The 19,100-nt window shown below is 42.2% G+C and carries 8 protein-coding genes; 5 read left to right on the top strand and 3 right to left on the bottom strand.

The genetic code is table 11. From position 1 onward, the window contains the following. Positions 1 to 545: 545 nt before the first annotated feature. A complete protein-coding gene (locus tag FLL46_RS01030) occupies positions 546 to 1,595 on the bottom strand; it encodes a Kelch repeat-containing protein (RefSeq protein ID WP_142891560.1) in 1,050 nt (349 codons plus the stop codon). Between the two features lie 411 nt (positions 1,596 to 2,006). Here FLL46_RS01030 and FLL46_RS01025 point away from each other — a divergent pair, with 411 nt between their 5' ends. The 5 genes from FLL46_RS01025 (at position 2,007) to FLL46_RS01005 (ending at position 9,655) form a co-directional block, all read left to right on the top strand. Beyond that, on the top strand, positions 2,007 to 2,585 hold the full coding sequence (locus FLL46_RS01025) for a TetR/AcrR family transcriptional regulator (protein ID WP_142891559.1): 579 nt from the start codon (positions 2,007 to 2,009) through the stop codon (positions 2,583 to 2,585). A 62-nt stretch (positions 2,586 to 2,647) separates the two neighbouring features. Further along, positions 2,648 to 3,841, top strand: a complete 1,194-nt coding sequence (locus FLL46_RS01020) for an efflux RND transporter periplasmic adaptor subunit (RefSeq protein ID WP_142891558.1) — start codon at positions 2,648 to 2,650, stop codon at positions 3,839 to 3,841. Between the two features lie 3 nt (positions 3,842 to 3,844). After that, positions 3,845 to 6,970: an efflux RND transporter permease subunit gene (locus FLL46_RS01015; protein ID WP_142891557.1), complete on the top strand. Its 3,126-nt coding sequence runs from the start codon at positions 3,845 to 3,847 to the stop codon at positions 6,968 to 6,970. Continuing rightward, positions 6,957 to 7,799, top strand: coding sequence for an ABC transporter six-transmembrane domain-containing protein (locus tag FLL46_RS01010; RefSeq protein WP_142891556.1), 843 nt, complete (start codon positions 6,957 to 6,959; stop codon positions 7,797 to 7,799). The genes FLL46_RS01015 and FLL46_RS01010 overlap by 14 nt, the downstream gene beginning before the upstream one ends. A 161-nt stretch (positions 7,800 to 7,960) precedes the next feature. After that, on the top strand, positions 7,961 to 9,655 hold the full coding sequence (locus FLL46_RS01005) for a M20/M25/M40 family metallo-hydrolase (RefSeq protein ID WP_142891555.1): 1,695 nt from the start codon (positions 7,961 to 7,963) through the stop codon (positions 9,653 to 9,655). A 449-nt stretch (positions 9,656 to 10,104) separates the two neighbouring features. Here FLL46_RS01005 and FLL46_RS01000 read toward each other — a convergent pair whose 3' ends face one another. Together FLL46_RS01000 and FLL46_RS00995 are read right to left on the bottom strand one after the other, a co-directional pair. Continuing rightward, positions 10,105 to 10,380, bottom strand: a complete 276-nt coding sequence (locus FLL46_RS01000) for a hypothetical protein (RefSeq protein ID WP_142891554.1) — start codon at positions 10,378 to 10,380, stop codon at positions 10,105 to 10,107. A 54-nt stretch (positions 10,381 to 10,434) separates the two neighbouring features. Beyond that, positions 10,435 to 18,867, bottom strand: coding sequence for a Calx-beta domain-containing protein (locus FLL46_RS00995; RefSeq protein WP_142891553.1), 8,433 nt, complete (start codon positions 18,865 to 18,867; stop codon positions 10,435 to 10,437). Positions 18,868 to 19,100 lie beyond the last annotated feature (233 nt).

Raw genomic sequence — 19,100 nt, 5'->3', positions numbered from 1 at the left:
ACACAAGGTTTAAAAAAACATCTTTTTCACGCTAACTTTCGGTGAAATTGATAGAAAATTTGAAAAACCGAATAAACGAACAGCCTCCTGGCGGTAGAAAACTCATTTATTCATTTCATCGCAGAAAATAAATTCGACTGGTTCTTTAAAAATTTCAATTTTGATTTTCAATCACTTGTTCAATTCACTTTTATATAATCAGTCGTATGCTGAAAAATAAGTATTTCAACGTTATCCTGAACTTCCCTTTTCACATGAATAATACCGCTGGGTTCAGCATTACCCGATACCAACAAAAGCTCGCTACGACTTTTATGGTTTGTCTCCAAATTAAAAGCGCCGATATATTTGCATCAGTTTTTAGCAACTCGCAGGCAGGATAGATAGGCATTTGTATTAGTAATACACACTAATATTTATTTCTGCAGGAAGGCTGACAATATACTCAGTCAGACTTCTTGTGCAAAACAGTCGTTGAGGCTTTTTTGGGGCCACAATTTATCCAAATTTGTAGCGTTTTTTCAATAGCGTTTCGAGCCCTGCTACTAATTATTAAGCATAACTTCAAGCAATGAAGTCGTTCCTGAAATACCTGCCTGAAATGCTCCCCCGATAAGATAAATTTGATCGTTAATTGTCACAGCGCCCAATCCATGACGAGTCGATGACATATCACCCGCTTTTTCCCATTTGTCTTTTTGCGGATCATACTGCCAAACGTCTGAATAGGTTATCCACTTAGAGCGACTGGTATTTCGGTTAATCCAACGCTCTCCCCCAAATACATAAATCTTGCCATTCGCGACAGCAGCAGAAATTCCAGCGGTGGCAAGCGGAATAGGGCTAACCTTCTCCCAAGCATCCATTTCAGGATCATACCGTTCCACCAGGGTTTGATTTTGGTGTTGTTTCGCATAAATTCGACCGCCGATGTAATAGATTTTTCCATTCAATGTCACCCCCGCAGCAGAGTTTCGTGCAACACTAATCGGGGCCGCCTCTTCCCAATATTTATCGTCAATGAGTTTCCAATGCCTGCTGCTATCTGTGCTTTTCTGTGTTTTCTTACCCGCTACTTCCCTCCCACCAATGACATGAATTGTGTTGCCAATGGTTGTATAGATCGACTCTGCTTGAGCGACAGGTAAAGAAGGAGCAACTTGCCAATAACTCTTATCTTTTGACAAACGAAAAACGGAATTGCTAAATTTCCAGGCATTTCCTGTTACGGCAGAAAAACCGCCTATTCCATAAAGGTATTTTTCGTTAGCAACCAACCCTAAATGGTGGCGCGCTTCAGGCAATGACGGTCCGATAGACCACTGATTAGTAACTGGATTATAAACGTATACTTTATTAGTTAGCGAAAGCTTTCCCATAACACCTTCTTGATTTGGAACCTCGGCTAATCCGCCACCGACATAAATCTTTCCCTTGAATACTGATGGATAGATCTCTTGTATTTTTACTGGAATTGAAGCAAGAGACTTCCAACACAAGTTCTTTTTGTTTGACCCAAAGAGTTTCGCAAATGACGGTTGAGAAAAAATTACCATTCCACTAGTCGCAGAGTATAAGAAATGTCTTCGATTCATCGTTTCTCCAATTTGGTGATTAACTACATCATGCAGTTAAAAGTCACTGAATGTTCAACTGGTTCTGATTGGCAGCCAGTTTTCGTCGCTCTCTGAAGTGACGAATAAAAGACCAGATAAGATGAAAAATTCTTTCACTAAGCTAAATAACAAAAAGAACTAAAGCCTATATCAGTACATCAATCTTACTTCTCATTCCCCCTTAAACTTTGAGCGACCAACCCCAACATACAGAACGCCTTAGCATCATTATTATTAAATCAGAGCAAATGGCTTAAATTTTCAATTTTGCTAAAAACCAATCTAATCAGGAATTTCCATTGAAAACCCAGCCCAGTTAATTATCAAATTTGACAATTAATAAAAGTGCCGGTATATTAATTATCAACTTTGATAATCTATGGAATCCAAATGGCACGCCCAAGTGTAAAAGAACAACGTCAGGCACAAATATTAGATGCCTATGAAGCTTGTGTTGCCCGCTACGGTATCGAAGGAGCTACGCTCGAACGTATTGCAGAACAGGCGGGACTGGCAAGAGCTTTAATCCGACATAATATAGGCAATAGAGACGAGTTAATTGATGCCCTGGTGGAACGTTTTATTAAACAAACTCGCCAGGAAATAGACGAGATGATGGACGAGCTCCCTAAACGCAACCGTCTAAAAGTATTGACTGAATGGCTTTTCGATCCAGCTCATTCCGATACGCAGTTCGTTCTGGTTTCTGATGCGCTTTTTATGGCCGCAATTAATGATCCCGTTTTGGCGGACAAAATGCGCAAGTGGACCATGGAGTTTATTCTGGCTATCGAAAAATTGATCACCGATGACTACCCTGATACCGATAAAAAACTAGTGTCCGCAGTTGCTGCAGGTATCGTGGGAATTTACTTCAATGTCGAATCCCTGACTCCCTTAGGCAAGCTAGACAAGCTAGCTAAAGATTCTAAACAAGCAGTGCTTCTATTGATTAACTTACTGAAATAAAAATGATGAGAGAAACCAACTCAATTATCGGTAACTCAGCTATCTAACACCCCGAGGGAAATATGACTGACAAATCAATTTCAAATGCCCAGTCGGCATTTGCGAACTCATCTGGCGTAGATAAACCTCGCAAACGCAGCGTTTGGATACTTGTTTCGCTGGGCGTTTTTATCGGTGTACTATTTTTTCTGATGGCAGTCGAAGATACTATCGACGTACAACAGACCAAAACTCCCCCCCTGCCACCATTAGTCTCAATTGAAACAATTCAGGTGAATCCCCAATCCGCAGAAATTAGCGCATTCGCAGAGGTAAAGCCACAATGGTCCGCAGAATTACGCGCTGCAGTTTCAGGCCGTATTACTGAGGTATTACCAAGCGCACTTGCAGGCGAACGCGTCCAGGCAGGCACTACGCTAATCACCATTGAAAATAGCCAATATGCGGCGCAGCTTAGTGCCGCTGAATTAACACTTAAGGAAACCAATCTTAACTTGCTGAAAGCAAAAAACGCTACGCTACTTGCTCGTAAAGAATTTAAACGCACCGGCAAAAAACCACCTAACGATTTGGCACTACACTTACCCCAACTGGAGATCGCAAAGACTTCCGTTGCATCAGCCGAAGCCAGAGTACTGGCAGCAAAACGACAATTAGAAGAAGCGACTATCGTCGCCCCCTTTTCTGCTTTCGTGACGGAGCGCTTTGTTAGTCCAGGGCAAACTGTCAACGTGGGCGATTCTTTAGTAAAGCTTGCTGACAATACCACTTTTGAATTGGTCGTCGAGCTTGGACGCAATGATTGGAGCTTGCTCAAAAAACCAATCATGGGATTAAGCGCGCAAGTGAATGATCAAAATGGCCAACTCATTGCCCAGGCCGAAATTCGCCAGGGTGGTGGCTTTTTAGACGAAACGACGCGTCAATATAAAGTCTACTTGGAAGTCAAAAAGCCAGGTGCCGAGCAATTGCTATCCGGTGATTTTGTGCGCGTACTTCTCCCCGGAGTGACAGTACAAAACGCATTAGATATTCCTGCCTCGTCGCTGACACAGGAAGGACACATCTGGTATCTTGACGCGCAAGATCGTCTGCAGCGATTAACGCCAACAGTCCTGTTTCGCCACGATGATCGAATTGTCATCAAAGCGCCTCAGTCTTCTGAAACGAAGAAAGAAACCTGGCGTGTTGCGACTACGCCCCTGGTGTCTTTTCTTCCGGGCCAAAAAGCTCGCCCGCAAAATGTGGAGGGCTAAGCGATGCATTTTCTAACCGGCTGGTTTATTCGCAATCCTGTCGCCGCAAATCTTTTGATGGGGCTTATTCTTTTTCTTGGCGTCATTACCGCAATGACTATTCGCATCGAAGGATTTCCTCGAGTTCCCCCTGAAAGTATCAGCATCAACACCACCTACCTGAACGCCTCTACAGCACAGGTTGATGAGTTAGTAACGCAAAAAATTGAAAAGGCGCTCGAAGGACTGCAAGGAGTTCGCAGTATCACATCACAATCTAATAATGATTTTTCTAGCGTGGTTGTTCGTCGCGCTGGCGGACAAGATTTACAAAAGCTGCTGGATAAAGTTCGGTTGAGAATTGACGGTGTTTCTGACTTACCATCTAGTGTTCAACGACCCATTATTCAAGACGGTGGTTTCGATTTTCCAGCTCTCTACCTGAACCTTCATGGTCACACCGATCCCGCAACACTACAAAAATTGGCAGAAAGACTCCGAGAAGAACTCTTGTCACAACCAGAATTGTCGCGAATGAATATTTGGGGCTTGCATGAGCGTGAAATGAAGATAGAAGTCGAACCGCAGATATTGCGTCGATTTAATTTGACTGTCGCCGATGTTGTAACTCAAATTCGAGCTAGCTCGTTAAACTTTCAGGCGGGAACCTTAAAAACAACTGGCGGTTTTATTTATTTAAGGGCGGATAACCGCGCGAAATTCTCTACTGAGTACGCACGAATTCCAATTATCGAACGCCCCGATGGCACCTCAGTATTGCTTGGTGAAATTGCTTCAGTAAAAGATACCTTTAAAGAAGGCGACTACCTATTTCGCTTTAATGGAGAGCCCACAACCGGCATGGAAGTTCTCATTGGCCAAAAAGAAAATCTTTTACGCGTATCAGAAGTTGTGCACGAGGTGGTTGCCTCGTTTGAGTCTCAATTACCACCCAACGTGAAAGTGACTATCTGGGGTAATTCAGCAAACTATATCGCAGATCGACTACAGCTATTAAGTAATAACGGCATTCAAGGATTGCTATTAGTCATTTTGGTTTTGTCGATGTTTTTGAATGTTAGACTCGCGTTCTGGGTTGCGATGGGCATACCGATATCAATAATGGGAGCACTCGCAGTTGCAGGATCAAATTGGGTGGACTACTCGCTAAATGACGTGACGACTTTCGGCCTTATCATCGTTCTGGGAATACTCGTTGATGATGCGGTGGTGGTGGGTGAAAGTGTTTTCGAAGAGCGTCGCACCAACCCAGATCCGATTCTGGGTACAGAAGCAGGAACACATAAAGTCGCGGTAGCTACTGTTTTTGGCGTGCTAACGACAATTGCCGCATTTTTTCCTATGCTACTACTTGATAATCCGCTCGGCAAAGTGCTTGCGGGTTTTTCTGGAATTGTAATTTTTGCCCTTATTTTCTCACTGATTGAAAGTAAATTTATTCTGCCTGCTCACCTTGCACACACTAAATTTGAGCAGCGTCCGCGCTTTTTGATTTCACGCTTTTGGGAAAAGGTCCAGCGGGCTTCGCAAAACGGTCTGAAATGGTTCAGAAATAACATTTATGCGCCACTACTTAAAAGCGCAATTCACCATCGCTATGCAACTCTAGTACTTTTTATTGCGGCAGGCACCCTCGGCCTCGGGTTAATTGGGCAAGGCAAAATCAAAACCGTCTTTTTCCCCGATGTACCTGGCCAAATCATCACGGTCAATCTTGAAATGGACGCGCGAGCTCCTTTTCAACTCACTCAAGCCAACGTAGAGCGCATTCGTAGTATTGGCATAAAACTAAATGAGGAAATCAAACAAAATAAATCTCTCGATAAGTCGCCTATTCACTCAATGTTTCTGCAAATTTCTGACGCCAGTTCCGCACAAATCTATGCCGAGTTAACCCCTACTGCTGATCGACCCGATGTTGGAATTCTCGACATAGTTAAACAGTGGCGCGAGCGAACCGGCCAGGTCGAAGGTGCTACTCAACTGCAATTCGTCGGTTCGGAAGAGCTGGCTGGTGGTTTCCAGTTACAACTTTTTTCAAAAGACCTCGAGTTACTCGAATTAGCGAGTAAGGATTTACGCGCATTCCTGGGTAAAATTGAGGGTGTTAACAACATTCGTGACACACTCACTACCGGCCAGCCTCAACTAGAGGTGCGAGTTAAACCAGAAGCGCGTAACCTTGGGTTTGATACAGAAACGCTAGCGGCACAAATCGGCAATTCCTTTGGTGGTGCAGAGGTCCAAAAAATTAGACGGGCAGGAACAGAACTCAGAGTCCTCGTTCAAAATGCAGATTTGGCGCGTGATACTATTGAAGATTTATTACAAACTCAGCTGCGCAGTAAAAGCGGAAAATGGATCCCGCTTCAATCAGTAGCAGAAATAAAAAGCGGTTATGTCTCAGGGACAATGCATCGCCAAAACGGCAAATTGGTGAACACTCTCGCGGCATCCATTGACCGAGCGACAGTTGCGCCTGAAGAAATCGGCCAGGCGGTATACCAACAATTTGTGCCAGACCTGGCAACGAAATATCCCAGTGTCAAAGTAAAACTGGCAGGTGAGCTAGAAGAGATTGGCGAAATTCAGGGTGGTATGAAAAAAGCGTTGCTGTTAGCAGCCGTACTCATTTACGTTTTGATGGCAGTACCGCTAAAATCTTACTGGCAACCATTTGTTATTCTCGCCATAGTTCCCTTCGGTTTTGTCGGTGCTGCTCTCGGTCATTTGATTATGGACTTGCCACTTTCAGTATTGTCATTTTTTGGCATGCTTGCGTTGACCGGCGTGGTAATTAACGACAGCCTGGTCCTGCTCACTCGATATAACCAGGCCAGGGAAGAAGGACTATCAGTTTCAGCAGCACTGCAAGAAGCAGGTGTGGGAAGGTTCCAGGCCATATTCCTAACAACGGCGACCACCGTGATCGGCCTGCTCCCATTACTTACCGAAACGTCTGAGCAAGCTCAGTACCTCATTCCTGCAGCAGTATCACTGGCGTTCGGCGAGCTATTTTCTACTGCACTGATGTTACTGTTAGTACCGGTTTTGATTGCAATTACAGAAGACGTAAAAACATTTTTCAGAAATACAATTTGGGAGACAAAAGTTAATGTTGAAGGATGAACCAATCAGCGTAAAAACACTCCTTAAAAAGTTCGTACGTCCCATCGGTTTGACCTGGGTACTAACGCTTTGCGAAACCGCACTGATGGCGCTAATTCCACTGTTTATTGGTTTCGCAATTGATGGGTTATTAAATGACAACACCGATTCGCTGTTACAGCTCAGCCTGATATTAGGTGGTCTGACTATAATCAGTGTGGTACGGCGAATTTACGATACGCGGGTTTATGGAACTATTCGCGTCGAAACAGGTAAGACGCTGGTTTCTCGCGCAGGCAATACGTCGGTTTCGGTCATCAATGCGAGACTGGGAATGAGCCATGAACTGGTAAGTTTTCTCGAACACGAAGTTCCAGAGCTAATGACCTCTACTGTCCAATTAGTGGTTTCGATTATTGTTCTTTTTTCTTTTCATCCAACCCTTTCTTATGCGGCCTTGGGCGCCGCAATTCTAATGCTTGGTCTTTATAGTTTATCCCACGGTCGTTTTTTCCGGTTGAATGCTAACTACAATCAGCAAAGCGAAAAGCAAGTGAGTGTTTTAGAAACCAGATCGCCCGAAAATATCTTGTCCCATCTAAATTTGTTACGTCGTAGCGAAATAAAAATTTCCGACACCGAAGCTTATGTTTATGGGGCAATATTTATCGTCATGCTCAGTTTTATTATTTTTAACTTATGGTTTTCAGCATCTAATATCGAAACAACTGTCGGCACTATTTTTTCAATCATCAGCTACTCCTGGGAGTTTGTTGAGTCAGCACTGGTACTTCCGACGACACTTCAAGGGTGGTCACGACTTTCGGAGATAACCAAAAGGATTAATTAATATTATCTGTGAATTTGTACCTTGAGTTACAAGGCACAGGGAATTACAATTCACCCTGAAATTTCTGTTAGATAACTTCAACATTATCTTTCGTTGTAGAAGTACCTCTCAGCAAATGTCTCAATATTTAACTCATCAATTTCTCCCCGGAGACAAATTAAATGAAAAATACACTCTGTGCAGTAGCACTTTTAGTAGGCGGAGTTACTTTTAATGCAAGTGCTTTCTCGACCAGTAGCGAAACAGCGCAATCCAAAAATGATAAATCGGTATGGATCTCAATTGGCTCAGATGCGGTCAATTTAATTAATCAAAAACATGCCACGGCTTTTAATTTACATCAGCCGGCAAAGGAGAAAATAAATGACAATGGAGTGACTGTTGTAAGTATTGAGGAATCACAACTAGACGCACTAAGTAAGTTTATGCACCAAAACTTTAAACGGTGCGGAGGCTACTTTTATCATGATAGTCTCGAAGAAGCGATGGCATACGCTAAATCGACTCCAATCGCCAAATCGAATGTGGCTTTTAATTACACCATTGATAATGAAGATACCGTCAATACACTACTCGGTCAGCTAACTCCTTCTAACATGACTGCAACAGTCACTAGTCTCGGAAACTACAACAATCGCTATTTTTCTCAAGCATCTGGCTTCGAAGCAGCCAGCTGGATTAAAAGCCACTGGGAAAGTATTGCTGGCGGTCGTTCGGATATCAAAGTAGAACTATATCAACATACCTGGGTACAACCTTCAGTCATCGTCACTATTCAAGGCACCGAAAATAGCGATGAAATAGTCGTTATCGGAGGTCATTTAGATTCGATCAACAATATTACCGGCCCAACAGGTCGAGCTCCTGGCTTCGATGACAATGCTTCTGGAATAGCAGTCATCACCGAAACGCTTAATACTATAGTTGCAACAGACTACAAGCCTTCACGAACATTACTATTAATGGGATATGCCGCCGAAGAAGTTGGGTTACGCGGTTCTAAAGAAATCGCTCAAGAATATCAAACCAATGGTAAAAACGTAGTCGGCGTCGCCCAGTTTGACATGACCGGTTATCATGGAACCGCCGATAAAAACATCGTGTTCATGAGTGATTTTACTAACAATGCGCAAAATCAATTTATGGCTCAGCTGATTGATAAATACCTGCCAAATGTTACTTACGGATTTGACCCCTGTGGTTATGCTTGCTCCGATCATGCATCGTGGCACAACGCCGGCTTTGCAGCTTCTTTTCCATTTGAGTCTAATTCAAGTGACTATAACTCAACGATTCATACTTCAAACGACAGTTCTTTTGATGTCGATCACGCGACTAACTTCCTTAAGCTTTCGGTAGCCTATGTTGGCGAGCTTGCCAAAGGAAGCACCGGTAACACTCAGCAAGTTGGCTCAATTCAGCTAACGACATCAAATCTTGAGATTGAAGAAGGGCAAACAGCGAGCGTAACAATTAATCGAGTCGCAGGCTCATCTAATGCAGTCACTATCGATTACGCAACTCAAGACGGAAGTGCAGTTGCCGGCACTGACTATGTCGCTGCTACAGGCACACTTAATTGGGCGGATCAAGATTCAAGTAGCAAAACTATTGATATTTCAACTTCGGAAGTGACTGAAGATAAAACCTTTAATCTCGTTTTAACAAATCCTCAAGGTGGTGCCGCACTGGGAACCCCAAGCAATTTGACTATCACGATCAAAAATAAATCAACGGTAGTGACTCCACCAACAGAAACACCTCAAACGAGTAGCGGTGGTGGTGGAACATTTGGATTTTATTGGGTAGCAATTTTTAGTCTGATTGCAATTTTCAGGCGACGTAAACAGTACTAGAAATAAAGTATTGCTAATGTCTGGGAAAAATAAGCAGCCAGAATAGAGGCTGCTTTTTTCCGCACTACCACTCTTCCGAAAACCTGAGCAACTGAATTAATTCATACGAGCTCGAAATTTTTTATCTCGGAACAAAATAGAAATTTGCCTTTCAACACAGTCTAGCTTACATTTTCCCGCGTACCCAACGAAAGCTTCCAGAACTCCAATTTATTCTGTTTCAAACTTCCAAATTATACCGAGTCAACATAAACAAAACGACAGACTCGATATCAAAGCGACTGTTCGACAAAGCAACTTTTTAATTCGTACGCGATAAGTACTCAAAAGAGAGTGAGAATAATGAACCAAGAATTATCGTATGACGCTCTGCGTGATCGTGTCTGCTTATTAGGTGATATGTTGGGAGAAAACATTCAGCCAGATTTAGATGATAATGGGCCAGATAGTTAGCCTATCAGACTCACTGTCGCACCTCGACTGTAGAGTGAACTGTAAAGTAAAAAATAGAACTCGCTATCGCCACTAAAAACAAAGTTATATTTGCTCAGCGTCGGTGAAATATTATTTTCAAACCAGCTGATAAATTTTTTATAGAAGTGGCACTCTTCTAGAATATTAAATGAGAGCACTTCAACCGAGTTATTTTGCTCAACTGAAACATAAACCCGAGAAAATTTCTCGGGCTCACTAAAAAAATATAAACTGACCTCTATTTTGTTCATATTATTCCTTTATAGTTATTTTTATAGTTATTATTCTGTTTCTCACATGGTGATTTAGAAACGCCGCCTGTACAAAAATACGAATACTACCAGTATCCAACCGATACTACCGCCACCAGAAGATGAGTTTTGTTCCTGTTCTTCTTGCAACGCTTCATCATTGTCATGAATAGTCACCGTCGCATCAGCTTCACCGGTAATCATAGTATTAACCGGGTTAGTCAACTCAATACTAAATGACTCGTCAATTTCATCCGCACTGTCGTCAACAATGGCAATTGACAGAGTCTGGGTCGTTTCACCATCAGCAAAATATAACGTACCGTTAGTCGCGTTATAGTCTTCACCATTCACTGCAGTATCGTCAATAACTTGATAGTCCACGTGAATGTCGCCATATATTCCGTCGACTCGCATGATTGTGACTAGCAATTCTGAATCAGATTCATTAACACTGTAACTATTTCCACTCAATCGAATATTGCCACTCGGTGGAACTGGATCATTTTCACCGATTGTAATCACTGCTTCTTTGTTACTTCCAAAGCTAGCGCCGCCGCCAAGGTTAACCAGACTTAAATTAAAGCTTTCATCACCTTCATACTCGCTGTCATCAAGGAGCAGGATAGAGATCGTTTGACTCACTTCACCATCGAAGAAAGTTAATTGACTGGTTGCCAATTGGTAGTCAACGCCATCGGTAGCTGTACCTCCATTAACTGACAAGTCCACTCTAACCTCGCCAAAGCTACCATTTGTGCGGATTACCGTTACCGTCAGGCTGCCACCACCCTCATCCGCGAAATAACTCGGTCCACTAAATTGAATAACGCCTGCAGGTGGTACTGCATCGTCTTCAATAATAGTTACAGTTGATACAGCTTGATTTCCTAATTCGGTACCAACAACATTAGTTAACTGTAAACTAAATGACTCGTTGCCTTCGTAGATAATATCGTCAATCAAACTAACTGTAATTGTTTTTGCGGTTTCACCATCAACAAAGGTTAAAGTTTGATTAACGTTACCAAAGTCCTCAGTCGCTGTCGCGGAATCATTTAGAGAAACAACATCGACACTAACTTCTCCAAAACTACCACCAGATCGAATGACTGTCACTTCAAGTAGTTCACCATTTTCATTCACCTGGTAACTGCCGTTTTCAATTTCTAAAACACCGGCTGCGGGAACTGGTTCATTATCTAAAATAGTTACTGTTGAATTCGAGGTACCTAAAGCTGCGTCTCCAGTTACATTTGACAATGCGATAATGAAACTCTCATCAGTCTCGTAAATATCATCGTCAATCAGTTGTATAGTGACCGACTTTTCCGTTTCACCATCAGCAAAAGTTACAGTTTGACTTAAGGCCGTAAAATCACTAGTCGCGACAGCACTATCATCTTGCGTGGCAACAGATACAGCAACCTCGCCATAACTACCGCTGGTTCGCTCTATGATGATATTTACAGCGCCATCATTTTCGTTAACTAACGCTGTATCTAACTCAAATCCGATTACGCCGGCAGGCGGAATCTCATCATCTTCTTCAATGGTAATTGTCGCCTCTGAAGAAGAACCTAAAGAAGACTCACCCATGCTTTGCAAATTACTTAAACTCACAGTAAAGAACTCATCACCTTCATAACTGCTATCGTCTACAATACTAACACTAACAGTTTGCTCTGTTTCTCCATCAGCAAAAGTTAAAGTTCCGGTAGCAAACTCGTAATCATTTGTCGCAGTGGCGCTACCGTCGCTAAATGAGTAATCAACCGTCAGTTCTCCATAATCACCATTAGTTCGAATAACGATTAGGTCAACACTAGCTTCATTTTCAGCGATAAAATATTCAGTAAACTCAAAGTTTATTTCTCCCGATGATGGATAAGGTGAGTCATCACTATTGTCTCCAATACCATCACCATCAGTATCTAACCATTCATTTTCGTCTAATGGAAAGGCGTCTTCATCATCATTAACACCATCGTTATCATCATCGGTGTCCGCGTTGTTACCTGTACCATCACCATCGGTATCGACCGATTCATTTTCGTCTAATGGAAACGCATCTTCATCGTCATTAACGCCATCGTTATCATCATCGGTGTCGGCATTGTTACCTGTACCATCACCATCGGTATCGACCGATTCATTTTCGTCTAATGGAAACGCATCTTCATCGTCATTAACCCCATCGTTATCATCATCGGTGTCGGCATTATTACCAACTCCATCACCATCGGTATCTAACCATTCACTTTCATCCAGCGGGAATGCGTCTTCGTCGTCGTTGACTCCATCACCATCGTCATCGGTGTCAGCATTGTTTCCAATACCATCTCTATCGGTATCAACTGATTCGTTAGCATCAAATGGCATTTGATCTTCGCTATCTTCAATCCCATCGTTATCATCATCATTATCCAATGCATCAACTAGTCCATCACCATCTGCGTCAGATGAGTTTTTAAATCGATACATAACGCCTGGATTAACCTGATCATCAAGGCTTCGATAACTCATCACAACTACATCATTGTCACTTAACGAATTAGCGGTTCCCCGGTCGTTCCAACCTATAGTTGCGGTCAGCTCATCAGCATTATTAAACCCAGCATCAGGATCGAAAAGCCGCGCAATACCATCATGATTAAAGGTGTTATCACGCTCACCATTTTCATTCAAGCGAACCATCCAAACCTGTTTGTTATTGCTCGTTCCCGAGACAATGATTTTGCCGTCACTTTGCTGATGTAAAGAGTGAATAAAGAGATTGGTATTCTCAAGCAAGGCGATATTGATAGACAGATTGCCATCATAAAAATCCGTATCAACAGAACCATCTTCATTAAGTCGTGTGATATTAAGATTACCTTCACCTGCGTCGTTAGCAGTTAATAATTTTCCATCACTTAGTAATGCTATTTTTTGTGTTGCGTAGTTGACTTCAGCAAAACCATCAATACCAAAACTTTCATCCTTTGTACCATTTGGTTTTAGTTTCACAATTCGGCGATTAAGTTCTGCATGTTTACCCGCAAGAACAAATATATTTCCGCCTGCTTGTTGCTGGATTGACCAAGGGTAAGCGAATTCAGTTTCAATGGTAACTTGTCCGCTATCACCAAATGACTGATCAAGCGAACCATCATTGTTTAAGCGAGTAATATCCAGCCTTTGATCAGCACCGCCAATGTATCCGCGCGTTCCCAACAACCACTGACCATTAATTTGTTGAGTTCCGCTGATAAAAGAATGACCAGAATCAGCGTAATAGATACCTTTATCAGCAAAATTGGTATCCAAGTCTCCCTGGTTATTAAACAAGGCAACCCCATCATATTCGCCAATTAAAACACCATCAGTTTCACGATCTTTTAAAACAAAATCGAGATGATAAATAAAATTAAATAGACCTTCATCATACTTCCAACCAGCATTGCCATTGGAAGTATCTACACTTCCATCAAGGTTTAAACTTACCAGACTTGCTTCACCATCTTCGTTATTAAAGTCAAGAGCCACACCGACTTGTAAGAGGCTACCATCAGATTGTCTCGCGGCAAAAACAGCAGTCGTTTGATCTTTTAGTTCATCGTTATACACATAGCCTGTAGGACTACTATTTGCCGTTGTGGTGACAATTCCCTGAACACCAAATTCCATATTGAGACCACTATCAACACTTTGGCTATCTTGCGGACTAGTATCAGCAACAAATTCATCAATATTAACCACCAGGTCGCCATCGGAATCAATGGTTGCATCGGAACTATCGAACGGATCAAGACCATATAAAATTTCCCAATCATCACTCATACCATCATTATCATCATCGGCATCGGCGTTGTTACCAATACCGTCGTTGTCCGTATCGAATGCTTCATCAGGATCTAGTGGAAATTCGTCTTCATCATCGGCCACGCCATCATTATCGTCATCATCATCAGCATTGTTTCCGATTCCGTCACCGTCGGTATCGACAGAATCTGAATCGTCTAGCGGTAAGTCATCGTCATCATCAGGCACACCATCGTTATCATCATCGTCATCAGCATTGTTTCCAATGCCATCACCATCGGTATCAATAGATTCAGAATTATCTAATGGGAATACATCTTCTGCATCAACAACACCGTCATTGTCATCATCATCGTCAGCATTATTTCCGATACCATCACTATCGGTGTCAATAGACTCAGAATTGTCTAATGGAAAAGCATCTTCAGCATCAACGACACCGTCATTGTCATCATCATTGTCAGCGTTATTTCCAACACCATCAGCGTCAGTATCTATGGATTCAGAATTGTCTAATGGAAAAGCGTCTTCAGCATCAACAACACCATCATTATCGTCATCTTCGTCGGCATTATTTCCAATACCATCACCGTCAGTATCGACAGAATCAGAATCATCTAATGGCAAGTCATCTTCATCATCAATGACACCATCGTTATCATCATCTTCGTCAGCATTGTTGCCGATACCATCTCCATCAGTATCAACAGACTCATTAGCATCAAAAGGAAATGCATCATTAATATCTTCAACGCCATCATTGTCGTCATCAAGATCGCCATTATTACCAATTCCATCACCATCGTTATCTAGCCACTCGTTAGCATCAAATGGAAATGCATCCTGCTGATCTTCGATACCATCATCATCATCATCGTTATCGTTCAGATCAGAAATTTTATCGTTATCATTATCTGCAGGAATGTCATTTATATCGGTTGGAGAAGTGTTGTTATCATTCTCATCTTGATTTGAATAACCATCACCATCAATATCATCATCACAAACATCACCAACTTTATCGAAGTCTAGATCTTCTTGAAAATTGTTTGCGTTGAAAGGACAGTTATCCTGGTTATTGGCGATAGTATCCTGGTCAATATCCGGCTGTGGATATATTTGTGTAGTCCACCAAATAGCAGTAAGAGACGGCCCTTCTTCAGAAAGTACTTCAACTCCACGATCACTTCTTCCACCTAGCCACAGGCGCTGCCCGATTACATTGCTCGCCAATAAATTTTCATTGTAATTCTCAACAAATCGGAACTGAGCACTAGGCCCATAATTAACATTTATGGCACCATTAAAATCAAAACTTCTTATTATTATTGAGCCACCTTTATCTTCAACGGTAACAAAACCTTCATCAAAGAATGCCACTCTGAATAAACCTGAATCAGCAAGAAACCCTATTTCGCCGTCATTAGAAAACTCACTATCTAACGAGCCATTGGGTAAGAAACGCCAAATCATCGGTGCATCTTCTGTTGTCACAACCCAGAAACGACCATCTTCTAAAACGCTTATTTGATTGACAACTTCTCGAAAACCTCGCTCATAATATTCTAATCGGCGAGAACCATTATATTCACTAAAGGTTTCGTCGATATCACCATTAAAATTTATGCGAAGTAGGTAACTGTCTGTAGTATTTTCTCCACCTCTAAATGATGAAATTGCGAGCAGCAAATTATTGTTTTGTTGCGCAATGGCTCTCACTTTATGACTAGTTCCACCTCCTGGACTTTGCAATAACAATTCACCATTGTTACCAAAAGAAGCATCTGCCACCCCTGTATTATCAAACAACCAGACTTTGCCAGTATCACTATCATCGTCCTTGCCAAATAATACAATTCGATTATCAGATAAAAGGGTCATTCCAAATATGTCGCCGCTATTATCAACGCTTAAAGCACCAGCATTAGCAAATCCAGAGTCTATTTTCCCATCTTTGTTATACTTGCTAACCTCATAAGAATTATTACCAACTAGATAGGCAAGATAAATATCACCATTTTCCGAAACTTCGGCATCAACCAATTCGGCGTCTTCAATAATCAAATGCCCCCAATTGGCAAAAGAAGTATCAACATTACCAGTCGCTGACAGTCGCACTACATCTATCGCATCATCAACATCTCCCTCTCTGCGAGTCCCAATTAAAAGCACTTGATCCAATTGAGGCAGGATTAATTGAACCTCACTACCAGATTGTTCCTGACCAAGAAAATCAAAAAGCGCTTCGCCTTGCTGGCGCCAGGACTCTATAAATTCCGATTCAAAATCAAGCCGATCATTAGGCGCTGTGCCTGCAAGATATTCATAATAATTTGGAATGCGATCTTTATCTAAATCAAGCCACCGATCGTCCAATCGATCGTCGAGTCCAAAGTTATTCTCATAATCATTGCCCATGCCATCGCCATCGATATCCGTATCTGAATTATCCCCAACGCCATCGCCATCTAGGTCTTGAGATTCATTGGCATCAAACGGAAATGCATCTTCGTCGTCAGCTACGCCATCATTGTCGTCATCGGAATCGTTTAAATCAGAAATAAAGTCGCCGTCATTATCAGGAGGTGTACTAGCGGCGTTAAATGGATCGCTACCATTGTCGGTCTCATCACTATCTGAGTAACCGTCATTGTCGTCATCTGGATCGTTTAAATCGGAAATGAAGTCACCATCGTTATCAGCCGGGAAACTTCTTTTCTTTAAAACATCAGTACCGTTATCAATTTCATCACTATCGGAAAAACCATCACCATCGAAATCGCCATTGGGATCATACTCAATCGCACCGATATCAACCTTACCGTTTCGAAGTCGAGGATTACCTTCAAAGTCAGTTAATAATGCTGCGTTATTTGTTCCAGCATCAATCACGCCACTTCCCGGGTATGGCCGGAAATCACCGTTATCTGGATTAACCAAACGTAACTCCCCACTATACTGTGCAGAGCAAGACCCATCTTCAACCCAGTTATTGGTTTTCTCAAGAGGCTCCAAGTTGAAACACTCTTCGTCAGGAAAGCCCCCAATAACCAAAACATTATGCATTAATGCTGTCGACTCAGTATTAATAGCATGGCTGACATGCAGCCCCTGGTTTTCATAGAAAGTGCTATTCCAAATAGTCGAACGTGTCGCACTAGCAATACTATGAAAGCCCCCTCCAAGTGAACGAGCTTTATTCTTGCTGAAGATAGAGTTATAGATGGAAATTTCGACATTGTTTGATACCGCACCACCGTGAAACGCCTCATTTTCAATAAACTGACACCGGTCGATAGTCATAATGCCGGAATTTTCAATCGCTCCACCACGTGCCGTTGACCCGGCCCGTCCTTTAGTAAAAGTTAACCCGGAAATATTGACCGTATTACCCGGCGAGTTACTCATTAAGCGGTGATTTCCTACACCATCGCTGTCTTTATCTCCGTTAATCGTAACTCTGCCACCACCATCAATATTGAGTGATTGGCTGATTCTTAGCGTGCCTTGCGTCACTATGGTGTATTCATCATCAAAAGTAATATCACCTCCGGGACATACATCAAGTAATGCTTGCTTTAAAGAACCGACACCAGCATCTTCATCATTCACAACCACAATAGCAGCCGAACAGGCTAAAGCCGGATTAAGGTCAACATCATCATTAAGGCCATCGTTATCAGTATCTTGAGCAAACGGATTAGTATCCTGGGCATATTCAGCTACGTTGACAACACCATCGCCATCAGGGTCGAGATTGCTATCATCTAATAACGGTTCTAACCCATTATCCAGTTCCCATTGGTCGGGCATTGTGTCATTGTCATCATCTTCATCTTCAGCAAAGTCATCACAACCATCACCGTCAAAATCTCTTTCAGCGACACCTAGTCGACCAGTGGGACAAGCATCAACGCCATCAGCCACGCCATCATTATCATCATCATTATCTTCATTGGCATCATTACAGCCGTCAGCGTCAAAATCGTTAGCTGCAACGCCCACTTCTCCAACAGGGCAACTATCAACACCATCTAGAAAACCGTCATTATCATCGTCGGTATCAAAATAATTGCGCAGGCCATCATCATCGGTATCTAGCCCACCGCCAAGTCTCAGTGCTGAATTAGGGATAGTCTGTTTAGCGCCGATAGTCGCTGCGCTATAACTGACAGAGAGTGTCTGATTACCGCTATTGTTAAAATATTTGACTTCAATATAGTGCCACCCTTCACTCAAATTGATTGTGGCAGCCATTTCTCGACCGCCATGTGCACCATCATTGTCGATTAAAAGATTGCCATCAATCCAGAGTCGACTACCGTCATCGGAATTCAAATAGAAAGTGACGTCTTCCGCAGCAGGAATAAAAACATCACCGACAAATTCATCGGCAAAATAATCCTGACATACACTTTTAGGGCGCGCCGTTGCAGAAAAGTCTTCCTTCTCAATCGTCTCGGAAGGTTCCTGGTTGAAATCAATACTATCCAGAGAATCAAGCTCACCAATACATTCTCCTGTTCCCAGGTCAAAGACAATTAGCCGGTTGAACTGGTGATTAATCAGTCCGCTATCTTCTGGAGATGCTGCTACAATTTCATCAGGAAGCAAGGTTATAATTACCACAAGGGTAAGCCAGATAAAGTTAAAAATTCCTAATTTACGATTTTGATACGACATGCGCAGTTGCCCTATAAACTGAATGGACTATCCGTGCGCCAAGTCTAAAAAAAATGTATGGAGAATGTATGGAGAAAACAAGATTAGCACTTACAAATAAGCATGTTTTCTGGAAAATACATGAATAAAATAAATGAACATTGATATGAAGCTATTAACAAGATAAAGTCGGCTAACGACTATGTTTGATACCCTATGATGCTCAAAAAGATACAGCTCGTCGCGACCATTTT

This window comes from Aliikangiella coralliicola, assembly GCF_007004725.1.
Classification (GTDB): Bacteria; Pseudomonadota; Gammaproteobacteria; order Enterobacterales; family Kangiellaceae; genus Aliikangiella; species Aliikangiella coralliicola.
The sequence above is the reverse complement of the archived record's forward strand: the minus strand, read 5'-3'. Positions and strand labels throughout refer to the sequence as shown.

Coding starts and splice junctions, on each gene's coding strand:
- FLL46_RS01030 (WP_142891560.1), bottom strand. CDS start 1,595: ATGAATCGAAGACATTTCTTATACTCTGCGACTAGTGGAATGGTAATT.
- FLL46_RS01025 (WP_142891559.1), top strand. CDS start 2,007: ATGGCACGCCCAAGTGTAAAAGAACAACGTCAGGCACAAATATTAGAT.
- FLL46_RS01020 (WP_142891558.1), top strand. CDS start 2,648: ATGACTGACAAATCAATTTCAAATGCCCAGTCGGCATTTGCGAACTCA.
- FLL46_RS01015 (WP_142891557.1), top strand. CDS start 3,845: ATGCATTTTCTAACCGGCTGGTTTATTCGCAATCCTGTCGCCGCAAAT.
- FLL46_RS01010 (WP_142891556.1), top strand. CDS start 6,957: ATGTTGAAGGATGAACCAATCAGCGTAAAAACACTCCTTAAAAAGTTC.
- FLL46_RS01005 (WP_142891555.1), top strand. CDS start 7,961: ATGAAAAATACACTCTGTGCAGTAGCACTTTTAGTAGGCGGAGTTACT.
- FLL46_RS01000 (WP_142891554.1), bottom strand. CDS start 10,380: ATGAACAAAATAGAGGTCAGTTTATATTTTTTTAGTGAGCCCGAGAAA.
- FLL46_RS00995 (WP_142891553.1), bottom strand. CDS start 18,867: ATGTCGTATCAAAATCGTAAATTAGGAATTTTTAACTTTATCTGGCTT.